The sequence below is a fragment of the Acidibrevibacterium fodinaquatile genome, from assembly GCF_003352165.1.
Lineage (GTDB): Bacteria > Pseudomonadota > Alphaproteobacteria > Acetobacterales > Acetobacteraceae > Acidibrevibacterium > Acidibrevibacterium fodinaquatile.
Genome location: NZ_CP029176.1, coordinates 958,339 through 978,053, shown reverse-complemented (window position 1 = coordinate 978,053; position 19,715 = coordinate 958,339). Strand labels below are relative to the sequence as shown.

At 63.9% G+C, this 19,715-nt stretch carries 16 protein-coding genes; 9 read left to right on the top strand and 7 right to left on the bottom strand.

What is annotated here, in order from left to right; genetic code table 11:
- Positions 1–17: 17 nt before the first annotated feature.
- From DEF76_RS04705 to metK, 3 genes are all read right to left on the bottom strand, one after another.
- Positions 18–989 (bottom strand): FRG domain-containing protein, encoded by a 972-nt coding sequence (locus DEF76_RS04705; protein WP_114911334.1) that lies wholly within the window; start codon positions 987–989, stop codon positions 18–20.
- A gap of 127 nt (positions 990–1,116) precedes the next feature.
- Complete coding sequence (gene trmB / locus DEF76_RS04700) at positions 1,117–1,839, bottom strand: tRNA (guanine(46)-N(7))-methyltransferase TrmB (RefSeq protein WP_408842822.1); 723 nt, start codon at positions 1,837–1,839, stop codon at positions 1,117–1,119.
- Positions 1,811–2,998, bottom strand: a complete 1,188-nt coding sequence (gene metK, locus DEF76_RS04695) for a methionine adenosyltransferase (RefSeq protein WP_114911333.1) — start codon at positions 2,996–2,998, stop codon at positions 1,811–1,813. Before metK ends, trmB begins: the two co-directional genes overlap by 29 nt.
- A 193-nt stretch (positions 2,999–3,191) precedes the next feature.
- On the opposite strand from metK, the gene DEF76_RS04690 reads away from it, so the two are divergent.
- The 7 genes from DEF76_RS04690 (at position 3,192) to DEF76_RS04660 (ending at position 8,727) form a co-directional block, all read left to right on the top strand.
- On the top strand, positions 3,192–3,554 hold the full coding sequence (locus DEF76_RS04690) for an ArsR/SmtB family transcription factor (protein WP_114911332.1): 363 nt from the start codon (positions 3,192–3,194) through the stop codon (positions 3,552–3,554).
- Positions 3,551–4,390, top strand: a complete 840-nt coding sequence (locus DEF76_RS04685) for an arsenite methyltransferase (RefSeq protein ID WP_240319105.1) — start codon at positions 3,551–3,553, stop codon at positions 4,388–4,390. The genes DEF76_RS04690 and DEF76_RS04685 overlap by 4 nt, the downstream gene beginning before the upstream one ends.
- Positions 4,391–4,427: 37 nt before the next feature.
- Positions 4,428–4,850 (top strand): arsenate reductase (glutaredoxin), encoded by a 423-nt coding sequence (arsC, locus tag DEF76_RS04680; RefSeq protein WP_114913666.1) that lies wholly within the window; start codon positions 4,428–4,430, stop codon positions 4,848–4,850.
- A gap of 11 nt (positions 4,851–4,861) precedes the next feature.
- A complete protein-coding gene (gene arsB, locus DEF76_RS04675; protein WP_456303855.1) occupies positions 4,862–5,971 on the top strand; it encodes an ACR3 family arsenite efflux transporter in 1,110 nt (369 codons plus the stop codon).
- Positions 5,964–6,680 (top strand): arsenical resistance protein ArsH, encoded by a 717-nt coding sequence (gene arsH / locus DEF76_RS04670; protein ID WP_114913664.1) that lies wholly within the window; start codon positions 5,964–5,966, stop codon positions 6,678–6,680. The genes arsB and arsH overlap by 8 nt, the downstream gene beginning before the upstream one ends.
- 137 nt (positions 6,681–6,817) lie before the next feature.
- On the top strand, positions 6,818–8,215 hold the full coding sequence (locus tag DEF76_RS04665; protein WP_162800480.1) for a cytochrome C: 1,398 nt from the start codon (positions 6,818–6,820) through the stop codon (positions 8,213–8,215).
- 50 nt (positions 8,216–8,265) lie between these two features.
- The gene (locus DEF76_RS04660) at positions 8,266–8,727 is read left to right on the top strand and encodes a c-type cytochrome (RefSeq protein ID WP_162800479.1); all 462 of its coding nucleotides are present in this window, start codon (positions 8,266–8,268) and stop codon (positions 8,725–8,727) included.
- Positions 8,728–8,776: 49 nt separating this feature from the next.
- On the opposite strand, the gene DEF76_RS04655 is transcribed toward DEF76_RS04660, so the two are convergent.
- Positions 8,777–9,796 carry a bifunctional heptose 7-phosphate kinase/heptose 1-phosphate adenyltransferase gene (locus DEF76_RS04655; RefSeq protein ID WP_114911328.1) on the bottom strand — a complete coding sequence of 340 codons (1,020 nt, stop codon included), beginning with the start codon at positions 9,794–9,796 and terminating at the stop codon, positions 8,777–8,779.
- A gap of 10 nt (positions 9,797–9,806) precedes the next feature.
- Complete coding sequence (locus DEF76_RS04650; RefSeq protein WP_114911327.1) at positions 9,807–11,063, bottom strand: AmpG family muropeptide MFS transporter; 1,257 nt, start codon at positions 11,061–11,063, stop codon at positions 9,807–9,809.
- A 268-nt stretch (positions 11,064–11,331) separates the two neighbouring features.
- Here DEF76_RS04650 and DEF76_RS04645 point away from each other — a divergent pair, with 268 nt between their 5' ends.
- Both DEF76_RS04645 and metH read left to right on the top strand, forming a co-directional pair.
- Positions 11,332–12,285 carry an ArsR/SmtB family transcription factor gene (locus tag DEF76_RS04645; RefSeq protein ID WP_114911326.1) on the top strand — a complete coding sequence of 318 codons (954 nt, stop codon included), beginning with the start codon at positions 11,332–11,334 and terminating at the stop codon, positions 12,283–12,285.
- A 9-nt stretch (positions 12,286–12,294) separates the two neighbouring features.
- On the top strand, positions 12,295–15,789 hold the full coding sequence (metH, locus tag DEF76_RS04640; protein ID WP_114911325.1) for a methionine synthase: 3,495 nt from the start codon (positions 12,295–12,297) through the stop codon (positions 15,787–15,789).
- A gap of 111 nt (positions 15,790–15,900) precedes the next feature.
- Here the strand turns inward: metH and DEF76_RS04635 are convergent, their stop codons facing one another.
- Positions 15,901–17,127 carry an MFS transporter gene (locus DEF76_RS04635; protein ID WP_114911324.1) on the bottom strand — a complete coding sequence of 409 codons (1,227 nt, stop codon included), beginning with the start codon at positions 17,125–17,127 and terminating at the stop codon, positions 15,901–15,903.
- Positions 17,128–17,374: 247 nt separating this feature from the next.
- A complete protein-coding gene (locus tag DEF76_RS04630) occupies positions 17,375–19,474 on the bottom strand; it encodes a sodium-translocating pyrophosphatase (protein ID WP_114911323.1) in 2,100 nt (699 codons plus the stop codon).
- Between the last annotated feature and the right edge of the window lie 241 nt (positions 19,475–19,715).

Here is a 19,715-nt window from a genome sequence, read left to right as displayed (position 1 = left end):
ACCCAAAGAACCATTGGTCAGGAATCCGACTTATCGCGCAAAAAATCCAGATCCCAGGCGTGCCCGGTTATTCTGGCCCGCAAGTTCCGACCCGTTTGCCTAATGGGTCGGTTCCAGGTATCCCTTGCGGCTCCGTCCCAGCCAAGCAAATGGGCTCCTGTGACGCCCATTAGTTCCAAACGCCAAAACACTTCCTCGGACCACGATATCTTCATGAACAATTTTGTTATAATGGGCTGATCTCCGCATTCCCGTTCACACGAATTGACCTCCATTTCTTGGATAAAATCTTCAAGGACTCTTCTTTCTTTAGATTCACATGAATTATATTGATTGTGATCAATAGAATCATATAAAAAACTTCCCATCTGAGATTGCATTCTTTTGTTCCAGCTTGCTGGAGAATAAATAAGTTTTAAAATTCCACTCGGGCATGATTCGTCAAATATATCGTATTCTGCTCCTATAAATTTTCTATATTCTTCGTATTTTTCATTTTTTTTGCATTCCGTGTTGCTGAATTTTCTATGAACCCATGAAGCGCCCAAAACATGGGTGTTCAATGCATAAATAACAACGCAATCGTCATCCTTGTTGCATACGGAGCCAAATTGAGCCCCATCATACGCAAAAAATATTGCAACGTACGGCGAAAATGTAAAATCGATGAGGGGGGAAGGAACGCCATAATGCCGGGCGAATTCCATTGCCGCCCGACGATTTTTTATGTCAGCCGGCAGCCATGCAGTCGGCTCGTTTGACCGGCTTCTGGCAATAAAGTCTGCCACTAAATCATCTACTATTTTTCCAGACCAAACCCTCCAATTATTTTTGGCAAGATAACGGGAAAAAGTGGAGGTTAAACGGAATTTCGATGAAGAATGCCCCCTGAATATGATTTCTTGCTTAGAAAAAGCCAATTCTTCTAATTTTGAGAATGCCTCTTGAATGTTACTTGGTCTACACTCTTTAATTGCCTGGACCGTCATAACCCGACTCCATGATTACGCTCGCGCATATGACAAGATAGAGGCTCAGCAACAAAATCGCCATTAGGCGGTACGAGAGGGCGCTTTTCTTTCAGTTGCCCCAGCCCCGCATTTCACCGCCTACAGTTCAAACCCGCCGCAGCGACCAGTAAAGCGGCGTTCGCCCGACGGCCAGCGCCTTCGCCTCATAGCGCGTCGGCGCCCAATCCGGCGGGCGTGTCGTCATCGGCGTCGCGGGCGCGAAAAAGCGCTGCGCGGCCAGGACTTCGCCGACCCAGGCCTGATAGGTCGGATCATCGGTCGCGATCCGCCACTCGCCGCCGGGGCGAAGCGCGCGGGCGACGAGCGGCAGGTTCTCGGGATGGACGAAGCGGCGCTTGGCGTGGCGCGCTTTCGGCCAAGGGTCGGGGAACAGGAGAAACACGCGCGAAAGCGACGCGGCCGGCATGGCGCGCAACGCGATCCGCGCATCATCGCCCCAAATCCGGAGATTGGCCGGGAGCGGCGCGCTCGCCTCCCCCCCTTCCGGCACCAGCCGGCCGAGCAGCGAGGCAAGGCCGTTGGCATAGACCTCGCAGGCGATCAGCGCCGTCTCGGGATGGGCGGTGATTTCGGCGAGCGCGTGCTCCCCGCCGCCAAAGCCGATCTCGAACGCGACAGCTTCGAACCCGTCGAGCCCGGCGAGCGGGGCGGCGGGATCGAAGCGAAGCCGCGGCAGGGTCTCGGCGAGCAGCCGCACCTGGCGCGGGCGCAAGGCGTGGCCGTGCTGGCGGCCATAAAGCCGCTCGGGCGGTTTTTTGACCCTGAGCGCGCCCAGCCCCTCAGCGCCCGAACGCGGCGCGGAGCGCAGGCACGAGATCGGTCCGCTCCCAGGTGAAGCTGCCGAGTTCGGGGTCAGGCTCGCGGCCGAAATGGCCATAGGCCGAGGTCGGCACATAGATCGGGCGGTTGAGGTGGAGATGCTCGCGAATGCCGCGCGGCGAGAGATTGACGAGATCGCGCAGTGTCGCCTCGAGCCGCGCCTCGTCCACGTCCTTCCCGGTGCCATGCAGATCGACATAGACCGAAAGCGGGTGCGAAACCCCGATCGCGTAGCTGAGCTGAATCGTGCAGCGCTCGGCAAGCTCGGCGGCAACGACGTTTTTGGCGAGATAGCGGCAGGCATAGGCGGCCGAGCGATCGACCTTGGTCGGATCCTTGCCGGAAAACGCGCCGCCGCCATGGGGAGCCGCGCCGCCATAGGTATCGACGATGATCTTGCGCCCGGTCAGGCCGCAATCGCCGTCCGGGCCACCAATGACGAATTTTCCGGTCGGGTTGACGTAAAACTGCGCCTCCGGGCACATCCAGCCAGCGGGGAGCGAGCTTTCGACGATCGGCCACAGCCGGCGCTTGATTTCCTCGCGCTCCAGTTCGGCGACGTGCTGGATCGAGACGACGATGCTGGTCGCCCCGACGGGCTTGCCGTCGCGATAGCGGAGCGTCACCTGGCTTTTGGCGTCGGGCAGCAGGCCGGCGGCGGTGACGTCGCGGGCGCGGCGCAATTCGCTGATCCGGCGCAGAATGAGATGGGCATAATAGATCGGCGCCGGCATCAGCGCCTCGGTCTCGCGGCAGGCATAGCCGAACATGATGCCCTGATCGCCGGCGCCCTCATCCTTGTTGCCGGCGGAATCGACGCCCTGCGCGATGTCTTGCGACTGGGCATGGAGGTGGCATTCGACATGCGCGTTGCGCCAGCTAAACCCCTCCTGGTCATAGCCGATATCATGCACCGCAAGGCGTGCGAGATGGGCGAGATATTCGGCGGTGATGGTATCCGGGCCGCGGGTTTCGCCGGCGAGCACGATGCGGTTGGTGGTCACCAATGTCTCACAGGCGACGCGCGCATAGGGGTCGGCGGCGAGGAAGGCATCGAGCACGGTGTCGCTGATGCGGTCGGCCACTTTGTCCGGATGACCCTCGGAAACCGACTCGGAAGTGAACAGAAAATCGCCCTTATCGCGCATGGCGCAATTCGTCCTCTTGTCGCGCAGGGACCGGAGAATGCCGGCAGCCGCGCCGGCACAGGCGGCGCCGGAGCGGAGGCTGTGTGGCCGAAACCGGCCTTGCGGTCAAGCCATTCCGGAACGGCATGGCCGACGCCGCGCGCCGGCCTGCCTGGGTATTGACGTCGGCAAAAATTTTTATATTATTGGAGATATGGAAAAGTCAGACGCCGTTTTGGCCTTGGGGGCATTGGCGCAGGATACTAGGCTCGATGTCTTTCGCCGCCTCGTCCAAGCCGGGCCGGAGGGTCTGCCGGCCGGTCAGATCGCCGAACAGCTCGGCGTGCCCACGGCAACCCTGTCGTTTCATCTCACGCAGCTCAGGCAGGCGGGGTTGATCACCTTCCGGCGCGAAGGCCGATCGCTGATCTACGCGGCCGAATATGCGGCGATGAACGCGCTGCTCGCCTATCTTACTGAGAATTGCTGCGCCGGATCGGCCGCCGCCGGCACCACCGCCTGCTTCACCGAGCCGGGATGCAACGCCGCACCATCCGAGGAGAGGACCTACCGATGACACCGAGTGTGGACGTAAAGGAACTCGTACGCGCGCGCTATGGCAGCATCGCCGCCGGCGCGCCGAGCGGTTGCGAAGCCCCTGCCTCCTCCTGTTGCGCCGATGCGGAGAAGACCCTGCTCGATGCGAAAGCGCGCGAGATGGGATATTCGGCGGCCGAGATCGCCGCCGTGCCTGAAGGCGCCAATCTCGGCCTTGGCTGCGGCAACCCGCAAGCAATCGCAGCACTCAAGGCGGGAGAGACGGTCATTGATCTCGGCAGCGGCGCCGGATTCGATTGTCTGCTCGCGGCGGCTGCGGTCGGGCCCGAAGGGCGGGTGATCGGCGTCGACATGACGCATGAGATGCTAGCGAAAGCGCGCGCCAACGCGGCGCGCGTCGGGGCGAAAAATGTCGAATTCCGCCTCGGCGAGATCGAGCATCTGCCAGTCGCCGATCAGGTCGCCGATGTCATCATCTCCAATTGCGTGGTCAATCTGGTGCCCGATAAAGCGCAGGTGTTCCGCGAGGCGTTCCGGGTGCTGAAGCCGGGCGGGCGGGTGGCGATTTCCGATGTCGTGAACATCGCGCCGCTGCCGGAGGATTTGCGCGCCGATCCGGCCCTGCTCTGCGGCTGCGTTGCCGGCGCCATCCCGGCGGAGCGTGTTGAGACGCTGCTCCGCGCCGCCCGATTTACCGAGATCGCGATCACGGTCAAGCCGGGCAGCCGAGAAATAATCGCCGCCTGGGCGCCCGGGCGCGGGATCGAGACATGCGTCGCCGCGGCGATCATCGAGGCCCGCAAGCCTCATGAAGGCAAGGCGATACCGCCGGCGCCAGGCGCGTGCTGCGGATGAGCGCAGCCGAACACGGCAAGCCGGGGAACGGGCAAGCATGACCGTCACCATCTATCACAATCCCGCCTGCGGCACCTCGCGCAATGTCCTCGGCCTTATCCGCAATGCGGGGATCGCCCCGCATATCGTCGAATATCTCAAGACCCCGCCGAGCCGTGAGGTGCTCTCTGACCTGATCCGGCGGATGGGCATTCCGGTGCGGGCGCTGCTCCGCCGAAAGGGCACACCTTATGACGAGCTTGGCCTCGACGATCCGGCGCTGACCGATGATCAGCTCATCACCGCGATGCTGTCGCAACCGATTCTGATCAATCGGCCGATCGTTGTGACCCCGCTCGGTGTCCGGCTCTGCCGCCCGTCGGAGACGGTGCTCGATCTCTTGCCCACGCCACAGCAAGGCGCGTTCCGCAAGGAGGATGGCGAGGTGGTGGTGGATGAAGCGGGCCGGCGGGTCCGCTAAGGGAGCATGTCGTGACATCGGATAACACCCTGACGGCGTTGGCGACAGCAAAGCCGGCGGCGGCGCGGATCGGCTTTTTCGCGCGTTACCTGACCCTTTGGGTCGCGCTTTGCATTGTCGCCGGGATCGTTCTCGGCCAAGTCGTGCCGGCGCCGTTTCATTGGCTGGGTGCTGCGACCATCGCCGAGGTCAATCTGCCGGTGGCGGCGCTGATCTGGCTGATGATCGTGCCGATGCTGCTGAAAATCGACCTCGCAGCGCTCGCTGAGGTCGGGCGGCATTGGCGCGGTATGGCGGCGACGGTGGGCGTGAACTGGCTAGTCAAGCCGTTTTCGATGGCGTTGCTCGGCTGGCTGTTCATCGCCCATCTCTTTCGCCCCTTCCTGCCGGAGGGAGAGATCGAAAGCTACATCGCCGGGCTGATCCTGCTCGCCGCGGCCCCCTGCACGGCGATGGTGTTCGTGTGGTCGAGTTTAGTGGAGGGCGAGCCCTATTTCACGCTGAGCCAGATCGCACTCAACGATGCCATCATGGTTTTCGCCTTCGCGCCGATCGTCGGGCTGCTGCTCGGGCTTTCCGCGATCACCGTGCCGTGGAACACGCTATTCCTTTCGGTCGTGCTCTACATCGTGATCCCGCTGATCGCCGCGCAAATCTGGCGCCGGGGACTGCTTGCGGCCGGCGGGGACGCGGCTCTCGCGCGCCTTCTCGCGCGCCTCGGCCCGGTTTCGATCGTTGCCCTGCTCGCAACCCTGGTGTTGCTGTTCGGGCTCCAGGGCGAGGCGATCGTCGCGCAACCGCTCATCATCCTTCTGCTCGCGGTGCCGATCATCGTGCAGGTTTATTTCAATGCCGGCCTCGCCTATGTCATCAATCGCGCGATCGGCAGCGAATGGTGTGTCGCCGCCCCCTCGGCGCTGATCGGCGCGTCGAATTTCTTCGAACTCGCGGTCGCCGCCGCGATCGCTCTGTTCGGGTTTCAATCGGGCGCGGCGTTGGCGACGGTGGTCGGGGTTTTGGTGGAGGTGCCGGTGATGCTGAGCGTCGTAGCCCTGGTCCGCCGCACCCGCCCCTGGTACGAGGCCGGCATTGCCCGGCACGCGGGGGCGCGCCGTGGCTGACGAGACGCCGGACGAGGACGCAACCCTCCCCGCGCTTGTTGCCGATCTCCTCGCCCCGCCCGATCAGCCGCGGCTGGAGCCGGCGGTCCGCGCGACCCATCCGCCGCGCATCCTGCTGCTCTACGGCTCCTTGCGCGAGCGCTCCTACAGCCGGCTTCTGACACTGGAGGCGGCGCGCATCCTGCGTCATCTCGGCGCCGAGGCGCGCGTCTTTGACCCTCATGGCTTGCCGCTGGCCGATAGCGTGCCCGCCGATCATCCGCAGGTCGCGGCGTTTCGGGCGCTCTCACTCTGGTCGGAGGGACAGGTCTGGTGCAGCCCAGAGCGGCATGGCGCGATCACCGCGGTCTTGAAGAACCAGATCGACTGGCTGCCGCTCTCGCTCGGTGCGCTGCGCCCGACCCAGGGGCGCACGCTCGCCGTCATGCAGGTCTCGGGCGGGTCACAAAGTTTCAACGCGGTCAACACGCTTCGCTTGCTCGGGCGCTGGATGCGGATGGTCACCATCCCCAACCAGTCCAGCGTCGCCAAGGCCTATGAGCAGTTCGACGAGGCCGGGCGGATGCTGCCCTCGCCCTATTACGACCGCTTGGTGGACGTGATGGAAGAGCTGGTCCGCTTTACCTGGCTGCTCCGCGACCGCGCCGATTATCTCACCGACCGCTATAGCGAGCGGAAAGAGGCGTTTTGCCTGCCAAGCCGGCTCTGATCCGGCGGCTTTTGTGGCAAAGCGGCAACGGCCCAGCGATCTTTTCTTGCCGCGCCGCAAAATTGATCGAGATCAAAGAGTTCATCTAATATAGTGCCGATCCTTCACGTGCTCGTTATGTGAAAGAGGAGATCGAGATGAGAGGTTTGTTTTCCCGCCATTCTCCAGGGAAATGGCCGGCGAAATGGCTTTGGGGGTTGGTGGCGGCGCTCACGGTACTATTTTCGGTCGACCGCGCCGAAGCGGTGCCGGCCTTTGCCCGCCAGACCGATCAGCCCTGCACCTCCTGCCATATCGGTGCGTTCGGGCCGCAGCTCACGCCGTTTGGAATCGCTTTCAAGATGGGCGGCTACACGCTGACCGCCGGCGATACCCCTTATCCCTATATCCCGATTTCGGCGATGGCCTTCGCGTCGTTCAACAACACCGCCGACCCCGTGGAAGGCGGCTCACCGGCCAATGATTATCGGGCCAACAACAATTTCAACCTCGATCAGATATCGCTGTTTCTCGCCGGGCGGCTCTCCGATTATGCCGGCGGCATGATCCAAATCACCGCCGCGCAGGATGGGAGTTCGGTCGCGCTCGACGACAGCGACCTTCGTCTGACCCATGAATTCTCGATCTCAAGCCAGGATGTCCGCATCGGTCTCGACCTGAACGACGGGCCGACGGTGCAGGATCCCTACAACACGCTTTATCATTACGCTTATCCTTACGCGAGTTCGGCGGTTTCGCCCGGCCCGGTCACGGCGCCGTTCGCGATCCAGGCTTTGGGCGGCGCCAACACGATCGGCCTCACCAATTACTGGTGGATCAACCAGACCTGGTACATCGAGGGCGGCGCCTATAAATCGCTGAGCCCGACCTGGTTCTCGGCGCTTGGTGAAGGTTCGGTCCCCTCGCTTGGCGAGGTCGAAGGAGGAGCACCGTATCTCCGCGTCGCCTACCAAAAGCAGTGGGGTAATAACTTCCTCGAAGTCGGTGGCGTTGCCTTCTATGCGCCGATGGCCGCGAACGTCATCGCGATGCCGGGGACCAACACCTACTTGGACTATGGTCTCGATGCGAACTATCAGTACAGCAACGGCAATCATCTTTTTGCGATAGATACGAATATATTGCAGCAGCAGGCACAGCTCGATGCCATGCACAACGCTGGCCTCGCCGACAAATCCTATAACGAGATGGAAAACTTCCGGATAGCAGCAGATTATTACTACAAAAACACCTACGGCTTCACGATGGCTTATAACGGCATCTGGGGCACCTCCGACAAGACTTTGTATGCGCCGGCGTCGGTGGTCGGCAGCGCCAACGGCAGCCCCAACACGCAGTCGCTCATCTGGGAGGCGGATTGGGTGCCGTTCGGCAAATCGGCTGATACCGTCTGGGATTTCGAGAAGAACCTCAAGGTCGGCCTGCAATACACCGACTATCTCGAATTCAACGGCGGCACCAACAATTTCGACGGCTTTGGCCACAATGCCAGCGGCATGAACACGCTTTATCTCTATGTCTGGATGGCTTTCTAGGAATGGGGCATGTTATGCAGCAGAAAACAGACAGAGGGAGCAGTGACGTGTTGACCCAAACCCCTGACGCGAACACCCGGTATAGCGGCTGGAAACGCGGCCTTACGCTCGGGCTCGGCGCCTTTGCCTTCAGCCTCGTGGTCGCCACCGGCATGATGGCAAAAGCACAAGTCCCCGACGAGGAAGACGAAAACAACAAGCCGGCAATGATCGCCCACGGGCACGAGGTGTTCAATCACATCTGCGCGGCTTGCCATTCCGACAAGAAGGGCGTCAACCGCACCGGGCCGAGTCTCTTCGGCGTCGTTGGCCGCAAGGCGGGGACCGAACCCGGCTTTGCCTATTCCGAGGCGATGAAGAATTTCGGCAAGGTGTGGACCACCGACGAATTGACGCATTATCTCTGGGATCCGCAGGCCTGGATCCCAGGCGTTGCGATGCATTTCGCCGGCCTCAAGCGCAAATGGAACCGCCACGCCGTCATCGCCTATCTCGAAACCCTGCACGACTAACGATGTGATCCCCGCAACCCCGGCCCGGGCAACCTGGCCGGGGTTTTTTTCAGCCCTCGCTCAAGACCGCCTGCAAATCGGCCGGGCGCGCAACGACAGTCCCAGGGCGTGTCGCAACGATGCCGGCGGCGGCACCGGCGAGCCGCGCGGCGCAGGAAAGCGGCATCGCAACGGCAAGGCCAGCCGCCAATGTCGCCAGCGCCGCGTCAGTGACACCAAACAGATCCAATTTCTGGTCACGCGGCAACGCCATGTGCAGCGCCGGCCCGGCGCCAAACACGCTGATCCCCGCCGCGCCGCGCAGCACCATCACCGCGCCGAAACGATACCGCGCCATCAAAACCGCGGCCGCCGCGTCGACTTCGTCATCACGCGCGGTGGGCATGCCGGTCGCCAGCGCCAGCTCTCCCGCCGTCGGTAAAATCACATCGGCGCCGGCAAAGCGGGCGCAATCGCCGCTCGCGGGATCGACCACGACCTTGCGGCCCAGCTCACCCGCGATCCGCACCAGCGCCGTCGCCAAATCGCCGCTCAACACCCCCTTGCCGTAATCGGACAGCACCATGAGCGAGGTTGCCGCCATGGCATCGCGCGCGATGCGGAGCAGCCTCTCGCCCAGCCGCGCCTCGATCGGATCGGTTTGCTCGCGATCGGCGCGGAGGAGATGCTGGCCATCGGCGAGAAACCGCGTTTTGCGGGTCGTCGTCCGCCCGCCTTGCACCAGCAGCCAGGGTTCGATCCCCGGCTGGCCGCCAATCAGCCCGGTGAGATCAGAGCCGGTCTGGTCATCGCCGACCACCGAGACAAAGGCGCAGGCAGCCCCGAGTGCGGTGAGATTGCGCACGACATTGGCCGCGCCTCCAGGCAGCGCCACCTCGCGCGCGATGGTCAGCACCGGCACCGGCGCCTCCGGGCTCAGGCGCTCGACATGGCCATGGATATAGCGATCGAGCATGGCATCCCCGACCACCAGCACATTGGCGCGCGACAGACGCTGCACCATCTCCGCCGGGGTCAGGCGGGCATCGTCAGCGGGCGCTGTCGCCGCTCTCGGGGCGGGTTCATCCATCACGCTTTCGCTACCTGTCCGCGCCGACGCTGGCAAGCGGGATTTCGCCGGCCGGCGCGAGAATGCCGGGATAGCGGCGCAAAATATGCAGCATCACCAGCATCGCCGGCAGCGCCGAGAGGAGGCAGAACGCATAAAACCGGGTCCAGCCGAGCCCGGCGGCAAGAAAGCCGGAGAGCCCGCCGAGCGTGCGCAGCGGCAAGGCGGCAAGTGAGGAAAGCAAGGCATATTGCGTCGCCGAATAGGCCTGATGGCAGAGCGCCGAGAGGAACGCGAGAAACGCCGCATCCGCCAATCCCTCGGCGAAGGCCTCGATCAAGGTCGTGGCATAGAGCACGCTCGGCCGGCCGGCCGAAACGGCGAGCGCGAGATACATGACCATCGCCGCCATTTGGGCAAACCCCGTCCAAATCAGCGCCCGCGCCGCGCCCTTACGCGCCACCAACCAGCCGCCGAGAGAAATCCCAACGAGCGTCGCGGCGAGCGAAATCGGCCCGTTGGCCAGCGCCACCGCGCCACGATCGAAGCCGAGCGCGCGATAAAACGGCGCCAGCATGACGCCGGCCAGCGCCTCGCCGAGCTTGAAGAGCGCAATGAAGAGCAGCGCCCAAACCGCGCCGCGTCGTGCGAGAAATTCGCCAAGCGGCGCAAGCACCATGCGCCGAAACACCCCTCCCGCCGCCGCCGCGCGCCAAGGCGCCGCCGGCTCGGGCGCAAGAAGGGTCGCGACCGGCCCGGCCACGGCGAGCCCGGCCATCGCCGCGAGCGCGCCGTGCCAGCCCCAGAGATCGGCGAGCTTGATCGCCGCCGCCCCCGAGATCAGCAGCGCCAGACGATAGCCCCAGACATAGCACGCCAAGGCCGCGCCCTGCAGGGACGCGGAAAAACTCTCGATCCGCCAAGCATCGACGACGATATCCTGGCTCGCCGAGCAAAAGGCGAGCAAAATAGCGGCAGCGATGGTCGCGAGCGGGGCGCGGGCGGGATCGGAGAGGGCGAGCAGAAACATCGCCGCGATCAACAGCGGCTGGACCACCAAAAGCCAGCCGCGCCTTCGCCCCAAGCCCGGCACGGCGCGGTCAAACAGCGGCGCCCAGAGGAATTTCAGCGCATACGCAAAGCCGATAACCGCCGACAGTCCAATCGCGCCGAGCGAAAGCCCACTCTCGCTCAGCCATTGGCGAAGCGTGAAGCCGGTCAGCGGTAGCGGCAAACCGCAGGCGAAGCCATAAGCGGTCATGACGATAAAGGCGCGCCGCTCAGGCATGCCGGGATCGGGCAGGACAGCGAGAGGCGCTGCCCCTCGACGGGATAGGGTGATCGCCAAACCGGCTTCGCTTTTGGCGGCATTCACGGGGATGTGAGCAGTAGGTTTGACTTCGATGGCCCGGCTGCCGCGATGCGGCGCGGTTGCGGTGGGGGCGCATGGGGTCTGCCGCGGTCATTGAGATCACCATCTTCGCGCGCCCCCCTCCGCCGGGCAAGCCACCCTCTCTTGCCAAGATATAAAGATATGTTTATATGCAGACGCACACATGCAGTCCCTTCTCGCCCTGCTTCGCGCCGCCGCCGAGCCGACCCGGCTTCGTCTTCTCGCGCTCATCGCCGGCGGGCCGTTTTGCGTCACGGAACTGACGGAGATTCTCGGCCAGTCGCAGCCGCGTCTGTCGCGGCATTTGCGCCTGCTCTGCGATTGCGGCTTGCTCGTCCGCTCGCGCGAAGGGGCGAATGTCTGGTTTGCCCTCGCCGAGGGGGCGGGCGCCAGCCTTGCGCGTGACATTCTCGCGCGCCTGCCGGCTGATGAGCCCGAACTCGCCGGTGATCGCCGCCGCGCCGCCCGCGTGCTCGCCGAGCGGGCCCGCGCCGCTTCCGAGAATTTCCGCCGCAAGGGTGTCGAATGGGATGAGACCAGCGCGCTTGGCCTCCCCGCCGCGGCGCTGGAGGCGGCCTTGCTCGATGCCTTGCCGCCTGGCGATCTCGGCCGCCTGCTCGATATCGGCACCGGCACCGGGCGGCTTCTCGAACTGCTCGCGCCGCGCATCAGCGCCGGTCTCGGGATCGATGCCAGTGCGGCGATGCTGGCGCTTGCCCGCGCCCGTCTCGCCCGCGCCGGCATCGCCCATTGCCGGGTGCGGCGCGCCGATATGTATCGCCTGCCGCTTGCCGATGGCGGCTTCGATCTCGTCGTGATGCAGATGGTGCTGCACTACGCCGAAGACCCGGTCGCGGCGCTCGCCGAAGCCGCGCGGATGCTGCGCCCGGGCGGGCGTTTTCTGCTCATCGATCTCGCCGCGCACGGTCGCGCCGATCTGCTGACGCGCCTTGCCCATCGCTGGCCGGGCTTCGCGGAAGATGCGATGGCAAACATGCTGGCCGCCGCCGGGCTTACGCCCGAGGCCGCGCGGGGCCTTGATCTCGCGCTCGGCGTGCGGCTCTGGACCGCCCGGCCGTGCGCCGCCGCCCACGTCGAATCCGCTCTCGCCGTCTGAGGAAACATCATGACCGCCCCGCATCTTCTCGACTATCTCCGCGATCGCGTCCTGCTTTGTGATGGCGGCGTCGGCTCGCGCGTGCAGGCGCTTTCCCTCGATGTCGAGCGCGATTACTGGGGCCGTGAAAACTGCACCGATATCCTCAATCTTTCGCGCCCCGATCTCGTGCGCGAACTCCATCGCGGCTATTTCGCCGCCGGCGCCGACATGGTCGAGACCAATAGTTTTGGCGGAAGCCCGATAACGCTGGGCGAATTTGGCCTCAGCGAACGCGCTTTCGAGATCAACCGCGTCGCCGGCGAATTGGCGCGCGAAGCGGCAGCCGAATTCAGCGATGGCCGGCCACGCTTCGTCCTCGGCAGCGTCGGGCCGGGAACCAAACTGCCGAGCCTCGGCAATGTCGATTACGACACGCTGGAAGCGGCGCTCAGCGTGCAATGCCGCGGGCTGATCGCCGGCGGCGTCGATGCCATTCTGATCGAGACCTGCCAAGATACGTTGCAAATCAAGGCGGCGGTGAACGGCGCCAAGATCGCGCGTGCCGAGGCAGGCAAACCGATCCCGATTTTCGTCCAGGTGACGGTGGAAACCACCGGCACCCTCCTCGTCGGCCCCGACATCGCTGCCGCGACCACCGTTATCGAGGCGCTCGACATCGATCTGCTCGGGATCAACTGCGCGACCGGGCCACAGGAAATGGCCGAGCATGTGCGCTATCTCGCGCAGAACTGGCCACGCCTGATTTCGGTCCAGCCCAATGCCGGGCTTCCTGAACTGGTCGACGGGCATACCTGCTATCCGCTCCATGCGAGCGAAATGGCGAGTTGGCTCGAGCGCTTCGTGACCGAGGATGGGGTCAATATCATCGGCGGCTGCTGCGGCACCGATACGCACCATATCGCGGAACTGGACGCGATGCTCGCTCGTCACGCGCCGCACGGCGCGGCGCGCCCGCGCCCGGTTCCGCGTCACGCCGTTTTCATGCCGGCGGTCGCGAGCCTTTATTCACACGTGACGCTGCGCCAGGAAAACAGCTATTTCTCGATCGGCGAACGCTGCAACGCCAATGGTTCGAAAAAATGGCGTGAATTACAGGAACGCCATGATTGGGACGGCTGCGTCGCGATGGGGCGCGAGCAGATCGGCGAAGGCTCCAATGCCCTCGATGTCTGCACCGCCTTCGTCGGACGCGATGAGGGCGGCGAGATGGCGGAAGTCATCACGCGATTCACCTCGTCGGTGAATGCGCCGCTGGTGATCGACAGCACCGAACTCATCGTGATCGAACGCGCGCTCAAGCTTCATGGCGGCAAGCCGATCATCAATTCGATCAATTTCGAGGATGGCGAGGCGCCGGCCGAGGCCCGCATGCGGCTTGCGCGCCGCTTCGGCGCGGCCGTGATCGCGCTTACCATCGACGAGGAGGGGATGGCGAAAACGCCGGAGCGCAAGCTCGCCGTCGCCCGCCGCCTCGTTGCTTTCGCCTGCGAAAAGCACGGCTTGCGACAAGCGGATCTGCTGATCGACCCGCTGACCTTCACCATCGCGACCGGCAACGAGGATGATCGCAAGCTCGGGCTCTGGACGCTCGAGGGCATTGCCGCGATCCGCGCCGAATTTCCCGAAATCCAGATCATTCTCGGTCTCTCCAATATCAGCTTCGGTCTCAATCCGGCGGCGCGCGCCGTGCTCAACAGCGTTTTTCTCGACCACGCCGTCCGCGCCGGCATGACCGGGGCGATCGTGCATGTGAGCAAGATCCGCCCGCTGCACCAGATCGCGCCCGAAGAAGTGGCGATCGCCGAGGATCTGATTTTCGACCGCAGGCGCGAGGGCTACGATCCGCTCGCCCGGCTGCTCGAGGTTTTCGCCGAACGCCGCGCGGCGGATGCCGTGCAGCGCAAGCGCCCGGAAACGGTGGAGGAGCGGCTCAGCCTTCGCATCGTCGAGGGCGACCGCAAGGGGCTGGAGGCCGAACTCGATGAAGCTCTGGTCAAACATGCGCCGCTTGACATCATAAATTCGATTCTGCTCGACGGGATGAAAACCGTCGGTGATTTGTTCGGCGCCGGCAAGATGCAGCTCCCCTTCGTTTTGCAAAGTGCCGAGACGATGAAGGCCGCCGTTGCCTATCTCGAGCCGATGATGGAGCGGATCGAAGGCCAAGAGAAGGGCACCATCGTGCTCGCGACCGTCAAGGGCGATGTCCATGATATCGGCAAGAATCTGGTCGATATCATTCTCACCAATAACGGATACCGGGTTATCAATCTCGGCATCAAGGTGCCGCTCGCCGACATGCTGGCTGCGGCTCGCGAGCATCGCGCCAATGCCATCGGCATGTCCGGCCTTCTGGTCAAATCGACCGTCGTGATGCGGGAAAATCTCGAGGAGATGTCACGCATCGGGGTCGATATTCCGGTTCTGCTCGGGGGGGCAGCGCTCACCCGGGGGTATGTCGAGGACGAATGCGTGCGTTCTTATGCTTGCGGGCGCGTCGCCTATGCCCGCGATGCCTTCGATGGCCTGCATTTGATGGAGAAAGTCGCCGGCAATGATTTCGACGATTATCTCGCCGCCCTTCAGGCCAAGCGCCAGGGGCGGGCGCGCAACACCGCGCGCAAGCTTGGCGAGGCCGATCAGCGCGCCTTCCAGCCCGCCGATATCGCCGCGACCCGCGCGCGCCGCCAGCGCTTGACCGCCGATCAGCCGCCGCTTGCGCCGCCCTTCTGGGGTGCGCGCATGATCGAGGCGGCGCCGCGCGCCATCGTCCCCTTCCTCAATGAGCGCAGCCTCTATCAACTGCAATGGGGATTTCGCAAACAGGGCCGCTCACTCGATGATTTTCTCGGCTGGGCGAAGCAGGAGCTGCGCCCGACGCTGCGGCGGATGCTGACGCTTTGCGAGACCGAAAACATCCTCGCGCCGCAAGCGATCTACGGATATTGGAAAGCCGCCGGCACCGGCAACGATCTCGTTCTCTTCGCCGAGGATGGCGAGACCGAACTTTGCCGCTTCGCGCTGCCCCGCCAGCCGCGCGAGGATGGCGAGTGCATCGCCGATTTCGTGCGCGACATCGATGACGGCGCCCGCGATGTCATCGGGTTGCAAGTCGTGACGATGGGCGCCCGTGCGTCGGACGTCGCGCGCGCCTGGTTCGCGGAAAATCGCTACCAGGATTATCTCTATCTCCACGGTCTCTCGGTCGAGATGGCGGAAGCGATGGCCGAATACACCCACAAACGCATGCGCGCCGAACTCGGCTTCGCTGCCGAAGATGATCGCGACATGGAAAAAATGCTGGCGCAGGGCTATCGCGGCTCACGCTACTCGTTCGGCTATCCCGCTTGCCCGCGACTCGAGGATCAGGCCCCGCTGCTTCGCCTGCTCGAGGCTCAGCGCATCGGCGTCACGCTTTCCGACGAATTTCAGCTCGATCCCGAGCAATCGACGAGCGCGCTCGTCATCTTCAACGCGCACGCCAAGTATTTCTCAGTATAGGAAGCAAAAAGATTTTTGTCCCACTTTCTCAGAGCAGCGGTGCCTGCGGCACCGCTGCAACGGGGAAAAAGTTTTTTGGTTCTTTTTTTCAAAAAAGAACGTCTTTCTTCTCTACTCCGCCGCAATGGCCGCCGCGCCGCTGACTTCCTCCCACAGGGCCGGGTTGAGTTCTTCGCGCCGATCGGGGAAGAACACCGCGCAACCCAGGGTGACGACGGCGAAGGCGGCGAGCACCAAGGTTACCGCAACCAGGCTCCCGGTGCGCTCGTATAAGGTTGCGACCAGCGGGGCGGCGGCGGCGCTGCCGAGAAAGCCGACGAAAAACCGCACCGAATACATCCGCGCCCGCACCGCCGGCGCGATATAGCGCGCGGTCATGGTTTCGTTCACCGTCACCTGCCCGAACACCGCAGCCGCGACCAGCCCGGCGACGATGACCACGGCGATACCATGGGCGACGGCCAAGGCCGCGAGCGCCGGCACCAGCACCAGGCTGAGCGGCAGAAAAACGCGCTTCAAGGTCGTGCGGTCGATCATCCGACCGACGCTGAACTGGGTCACGGCGCCGCAGAGCGTCGCGACAAAGGCGCTAGCGCCGACCAGCGGCAGGAGGTTATCGCCGAGCCGATCGGCGAGCAGCTTTGGCAGCAGAATGGTGAAGGCGTTGAACACCAGGCCCGAAACCGCGGCGATCAGCAGCAGGACGATGACGGCGCGGCGCACCAAAGCGGGGGGGATGGCGGGAAACGGGCGGCGGTTGCGGTGCGCCAGATGATGCTCCATGGCCGGCGTCCGCGCCCATATGATGCCGAGCGCGATGCAGATCAGGCCGGGGACGATGAACGCCAGGCGCCAGCTGAAATGGGCGGCGAGCAGGCCGGTCACGATCGGCGCCAGGGCGACGCCGAAATTGCCGAAGACGCCATTGACCCCCACCGCGCGACCGGGTCGATCACCGGCGGCATCCACCAGCATGGCGGTGCCGATCGGGTGGTAGATCGCGGCGAACAGCCCGGCGGCCGCGAGCGCCAGGGCCAGCGGCCAGGGCGAGGAGACCGCGCCGGCCGCGGCGAGCGAGGCGCCGGTCCCGAAAAAAAACGCTCCCAGCAACGCCTTCCTGCCCAGGCGCGCGGCAAGCCAGCCCTGCGGCAGGGAAAACAGCCCGTAAAGCACGAACATGCCGGTCGAGAGTTTCAGGATCGGCCCATAGCTTGGCCCGAACGCCCCCCCGGGCCGCGCCATTACCAAAACCGCGGTGGGCAGGATGAGCAGCGAGTAATGCGTCAAACAATGCGCCAGATTGATCAGCGCCAATTGCCGCGTTTCCACCTTGGCCATTCTCTGCTCCCGAGACGATAACCTGAGCAGGCTATATTAGTTACCTGCCACTTCCAAGAACCCCTTGCGAATGGCACGATTGCGCACTTCGGGGGGCACGCGTTGGCGCTTGCCCCCGCTTCGCTTTGGTCAGAGGCCCTAGAGCAAGGTAGGTTTTGATTGAACCATCCTGTTCAATCAAAACCGGCCAACTTGCTCGCCAAGATAGGTGTAGAGCGTGATCGACTTAAACCGATCGCGCTCTAGCTCAGCCGCCGATCCATTTGGCGAGAATGGCGAGCAGCAACAGGGCGACGATATTGGTGATCTTGATCATCGGATTGACCGCGGGCCCGGCGGTGTCCTTGTAGGGATCGCCGACGGTATCGCCGGTCACCGCCGCCTTGTGCGCCTCCGAGCCCTTGCCGCCATAATTCCCCTCCTCGATGTATTTTTTGGCGTTGTCCCATGCGCCGCCGCCTGAGGTCATGGAAATCGCGACGAAGAGACCGGTGACGATGGTGCCGAGCAGCATCGCGCCGAGCGCGCTGAAGCCGGCGGCGGCGCCACCGATCGCATCCACCACGAAAAACAGCACGATCGGCGCCAGCACCGGCAAGAGCGAGGGGGCGATCATCTCGCGAATCGCCGCCCGCGTCAGCAGATCGACGGCGCGGCCATATTCCGGCCGGCCAGTCCCTTCCATGATGCCAGGGATCTCGCGGAACTGACGCCGCACCTCGACCACCACCGAGCCGGCGGCGCGGCCGACCGCGGTCATGCCGAGCGCGCCGAACAGATAGGGCAGCAAACCGCCGATGAAGAGCCCGATCACCACGTAGGGATCCTGGAGATTGAAATGCACGTCAAGGCGCGGGAAGTAGTGCTTGAGATCCTCGGAATAGGCGGCGAAGAGCACCAGCGAGGCGAGCCCGGCGGAGCCGATGGCATAGCCCTTGGTGACCGCCTTCGTCGTGTTGCCGACGGCATCCAACGCATCCGTCGTCACCCGCACCTCTTTCGGCAGATCCGCCATTTCGGCGATGCCGCCGGCATTGTCGGTCACCGGCCCGTAAGCGTCGAGGGCGACGATCATGCCGGCGAGCGCCAGCATCGTCGTCGCGGCGATGGAAATGCCATAGAGGCCAGCGGTAAGGGAGGCGGCGATGATCCCGGCCGAAATCACGATCACCGGCAGCGCCGTTGCCTCCATCGAGACCGCGAGCCCCTGGATGACATTGGTGCCGTGGCCGGTGGTCGAACTCCGCGCGATGCTGCGCACCGGGCGATAGGCGGTCGAGGTATAGTATTCCGTGATCCAGACGATCAGCCCGGTGACGACGAGGCCGATCAGGGCGCACACGAAGAGCCCGCCACCGGTCACGGCGCCGCCCGACGCGGTCGCGATCGGGGTCGAGAACCCGGTGAGGGCGGCGATCACCAGCGCGATCGCGACCACCGAGAGCGCGCCGGTGACGACGAGGCCCTTATAGAGCGCGCGCATGATGTTGCCGTCATGCCCGAGCTTGACGAAATAGGTGCCGACGATCGAGGTCACGATGCAGACGCCGCCGATCAAAAGCGGCAAAAACATCAGGCCGTCGCGAATCTGGCCGGTGAAATTGATCGCCGTCAGCAGCATCGTCGCGACCACCGTCACCACGTAGGTTTCGAACAAGTCGGCGGCCATGCCGGCGCAGTCACCGACATTGTCGCCGACATTGTCGGCGATCACGGCGGGGTTGCGAGGATCATCCTCGGGGATGCCGGCCTCGACCTTGCCGACCAGATCGGCGCCGACATCGGCGCCCTTGGTGAAAATTCCGCCGCCGAGGCGCGCGAAGATCGAAATCAAGGAGGCGCCGAAGGAAAGCCCGACCATCGCCTCCAGCACGGGCCGGAGATTATCGCTCGGCATCATCGCGCGGAGAATGAGATAATAGATGGTGACACCGAGAAGACCGAGGCCGACCACCAGCAGCCCGGTGATCGCGCCCGATTTGAAGGCGAGCGACAGCCCGGCGGCAAGCCCGCTTTTCGAGGCCTCGGCGGTGCGGACATTGGCGCGCACCGAGACGTTCATGCCGACATAACCCGCCGTCGCCGACAGCACGGCGCCGATCAGAAACCCGATCGCGACCCGAAGCCCGAGCAGGGCGCCGAGCAGCACCAGAATGACGATGCCGGCGATGGCGACGGTGGTGTATTGGCGGTTGAGATAGGCCCGCGCGCCTTCCTGCACCGCGCCGGCGATCTCTTGCATGCGGGCGGTGCCGGGATTGGCGGCGAGAACCTCGCGAGCCGTTGCCCAGCCATAGGCAAGAGCGACGGCGCCACAGACGATGGTGACGATTTCGGCCAAAAGCATCCGGGACGGTTCCTTATCTTCCTTAGTTTTCTGATCCGGGCGATCTGATCGGAGACGATGAGCACAACACCCCTGCCCCGCGCGGCGTCGTCGCCGGCGATGCGATCACGAACATGACAGAATGGCCGCCCCGGGAAAAGCCCCCAAGGCAGTGCCGGAGCGCCCTTAATGTAGTGTCAAAGTTTGCATGTCGGTATCGGGTGGCTAGCGGCCAACCGGCTTCGTCTATGGCGGCCAAGCC

Bases quoted from the DNA above. Each gene is read 5' to 3' on its own strand.
- metK (WP_114911333.1), bottom strand. From the start codon at position 2,998: ATGCGCGATAAGGGCGATTTTCTGTTCACTTCCGAGTCGGTTTCCGAG.
- DEF76_RS04690 (WP_114911332.1), top strand. From the start codon at position 3,192: ATGGAAAAGTCAGACGCCGTTTTGGCCTTGGGGGCATTGGCGCAGGAT.
- DEF76_RS04705 (WP_114911334.1), bottom strand. From the start codon at position 989: ATGACGGTCCAGGCAATTAAAGAGTGTAGACCAAGTAACATTCAAGAG.
- DEF76_RS04655 (WP_114911328.1), bottom strand. From the start codon at position 9,796: ATGGATGAACCCGCCCCGAGAGCGGCGACAGCGCCCGCTGACGATGCC.
- DEF76_RS04630 (WP_114911323.1), bottom strand. From the start codon at position 19,474: ATGCTTTTGGCCGAAATCGTCACCATCGTCTGTGGCGCCGTCGCTCTT.
- DEF76_RS04650 (WP_114911327.1), bottom strand. From the start codon at position 11,063: ATGCCTGAGCGGCGCGCCTTTATCGTCATGACCGCTTATGGCTTCGCC.
- DEF76_RS04645 (WP_114911326.1), top strand. From the start codon at position 11,332: ATGCAGTCCCTTCTCGCCCTGCTTCGCGCCGCCGCCGAGCCGACCCGG.
- DEF76_RS04685 (WP_240319105.1), top strand. From the start codon at position 3,551: ATGACACCGAGTGTGGACGTAAAGGAACTCGTACGCGCGCGCTATGGC.
- metH (WP_114911325.1), top strand. From the start codon at position 12,295: ATGACCGCCCCGCATCTTCTCGACTATCTCCGCGATCGCGTCCTGCTT.
- DEF76_RS04635 (WP_114911324.1), bottom strand. From the start codon at position 17,127: ATGGCCAAGGTGGAAACGCGGCAATTGGCGCTGATCAATCTGGCGCAT.
- arsC (WP_114913666.1), top strand. From the start codon at position 4,428: ATGACCGTCACCATCTATCACAATCCCGCCTGCGGCACCTCGCGCAAT.
- DEF76_RS04665 (WP_162800480.1), top strand. From the start codon at position 6,818: ATGAGAGGTTTGTTTTCCCGCCATTCTCCAGGGAAATGGCCGGCGAAA.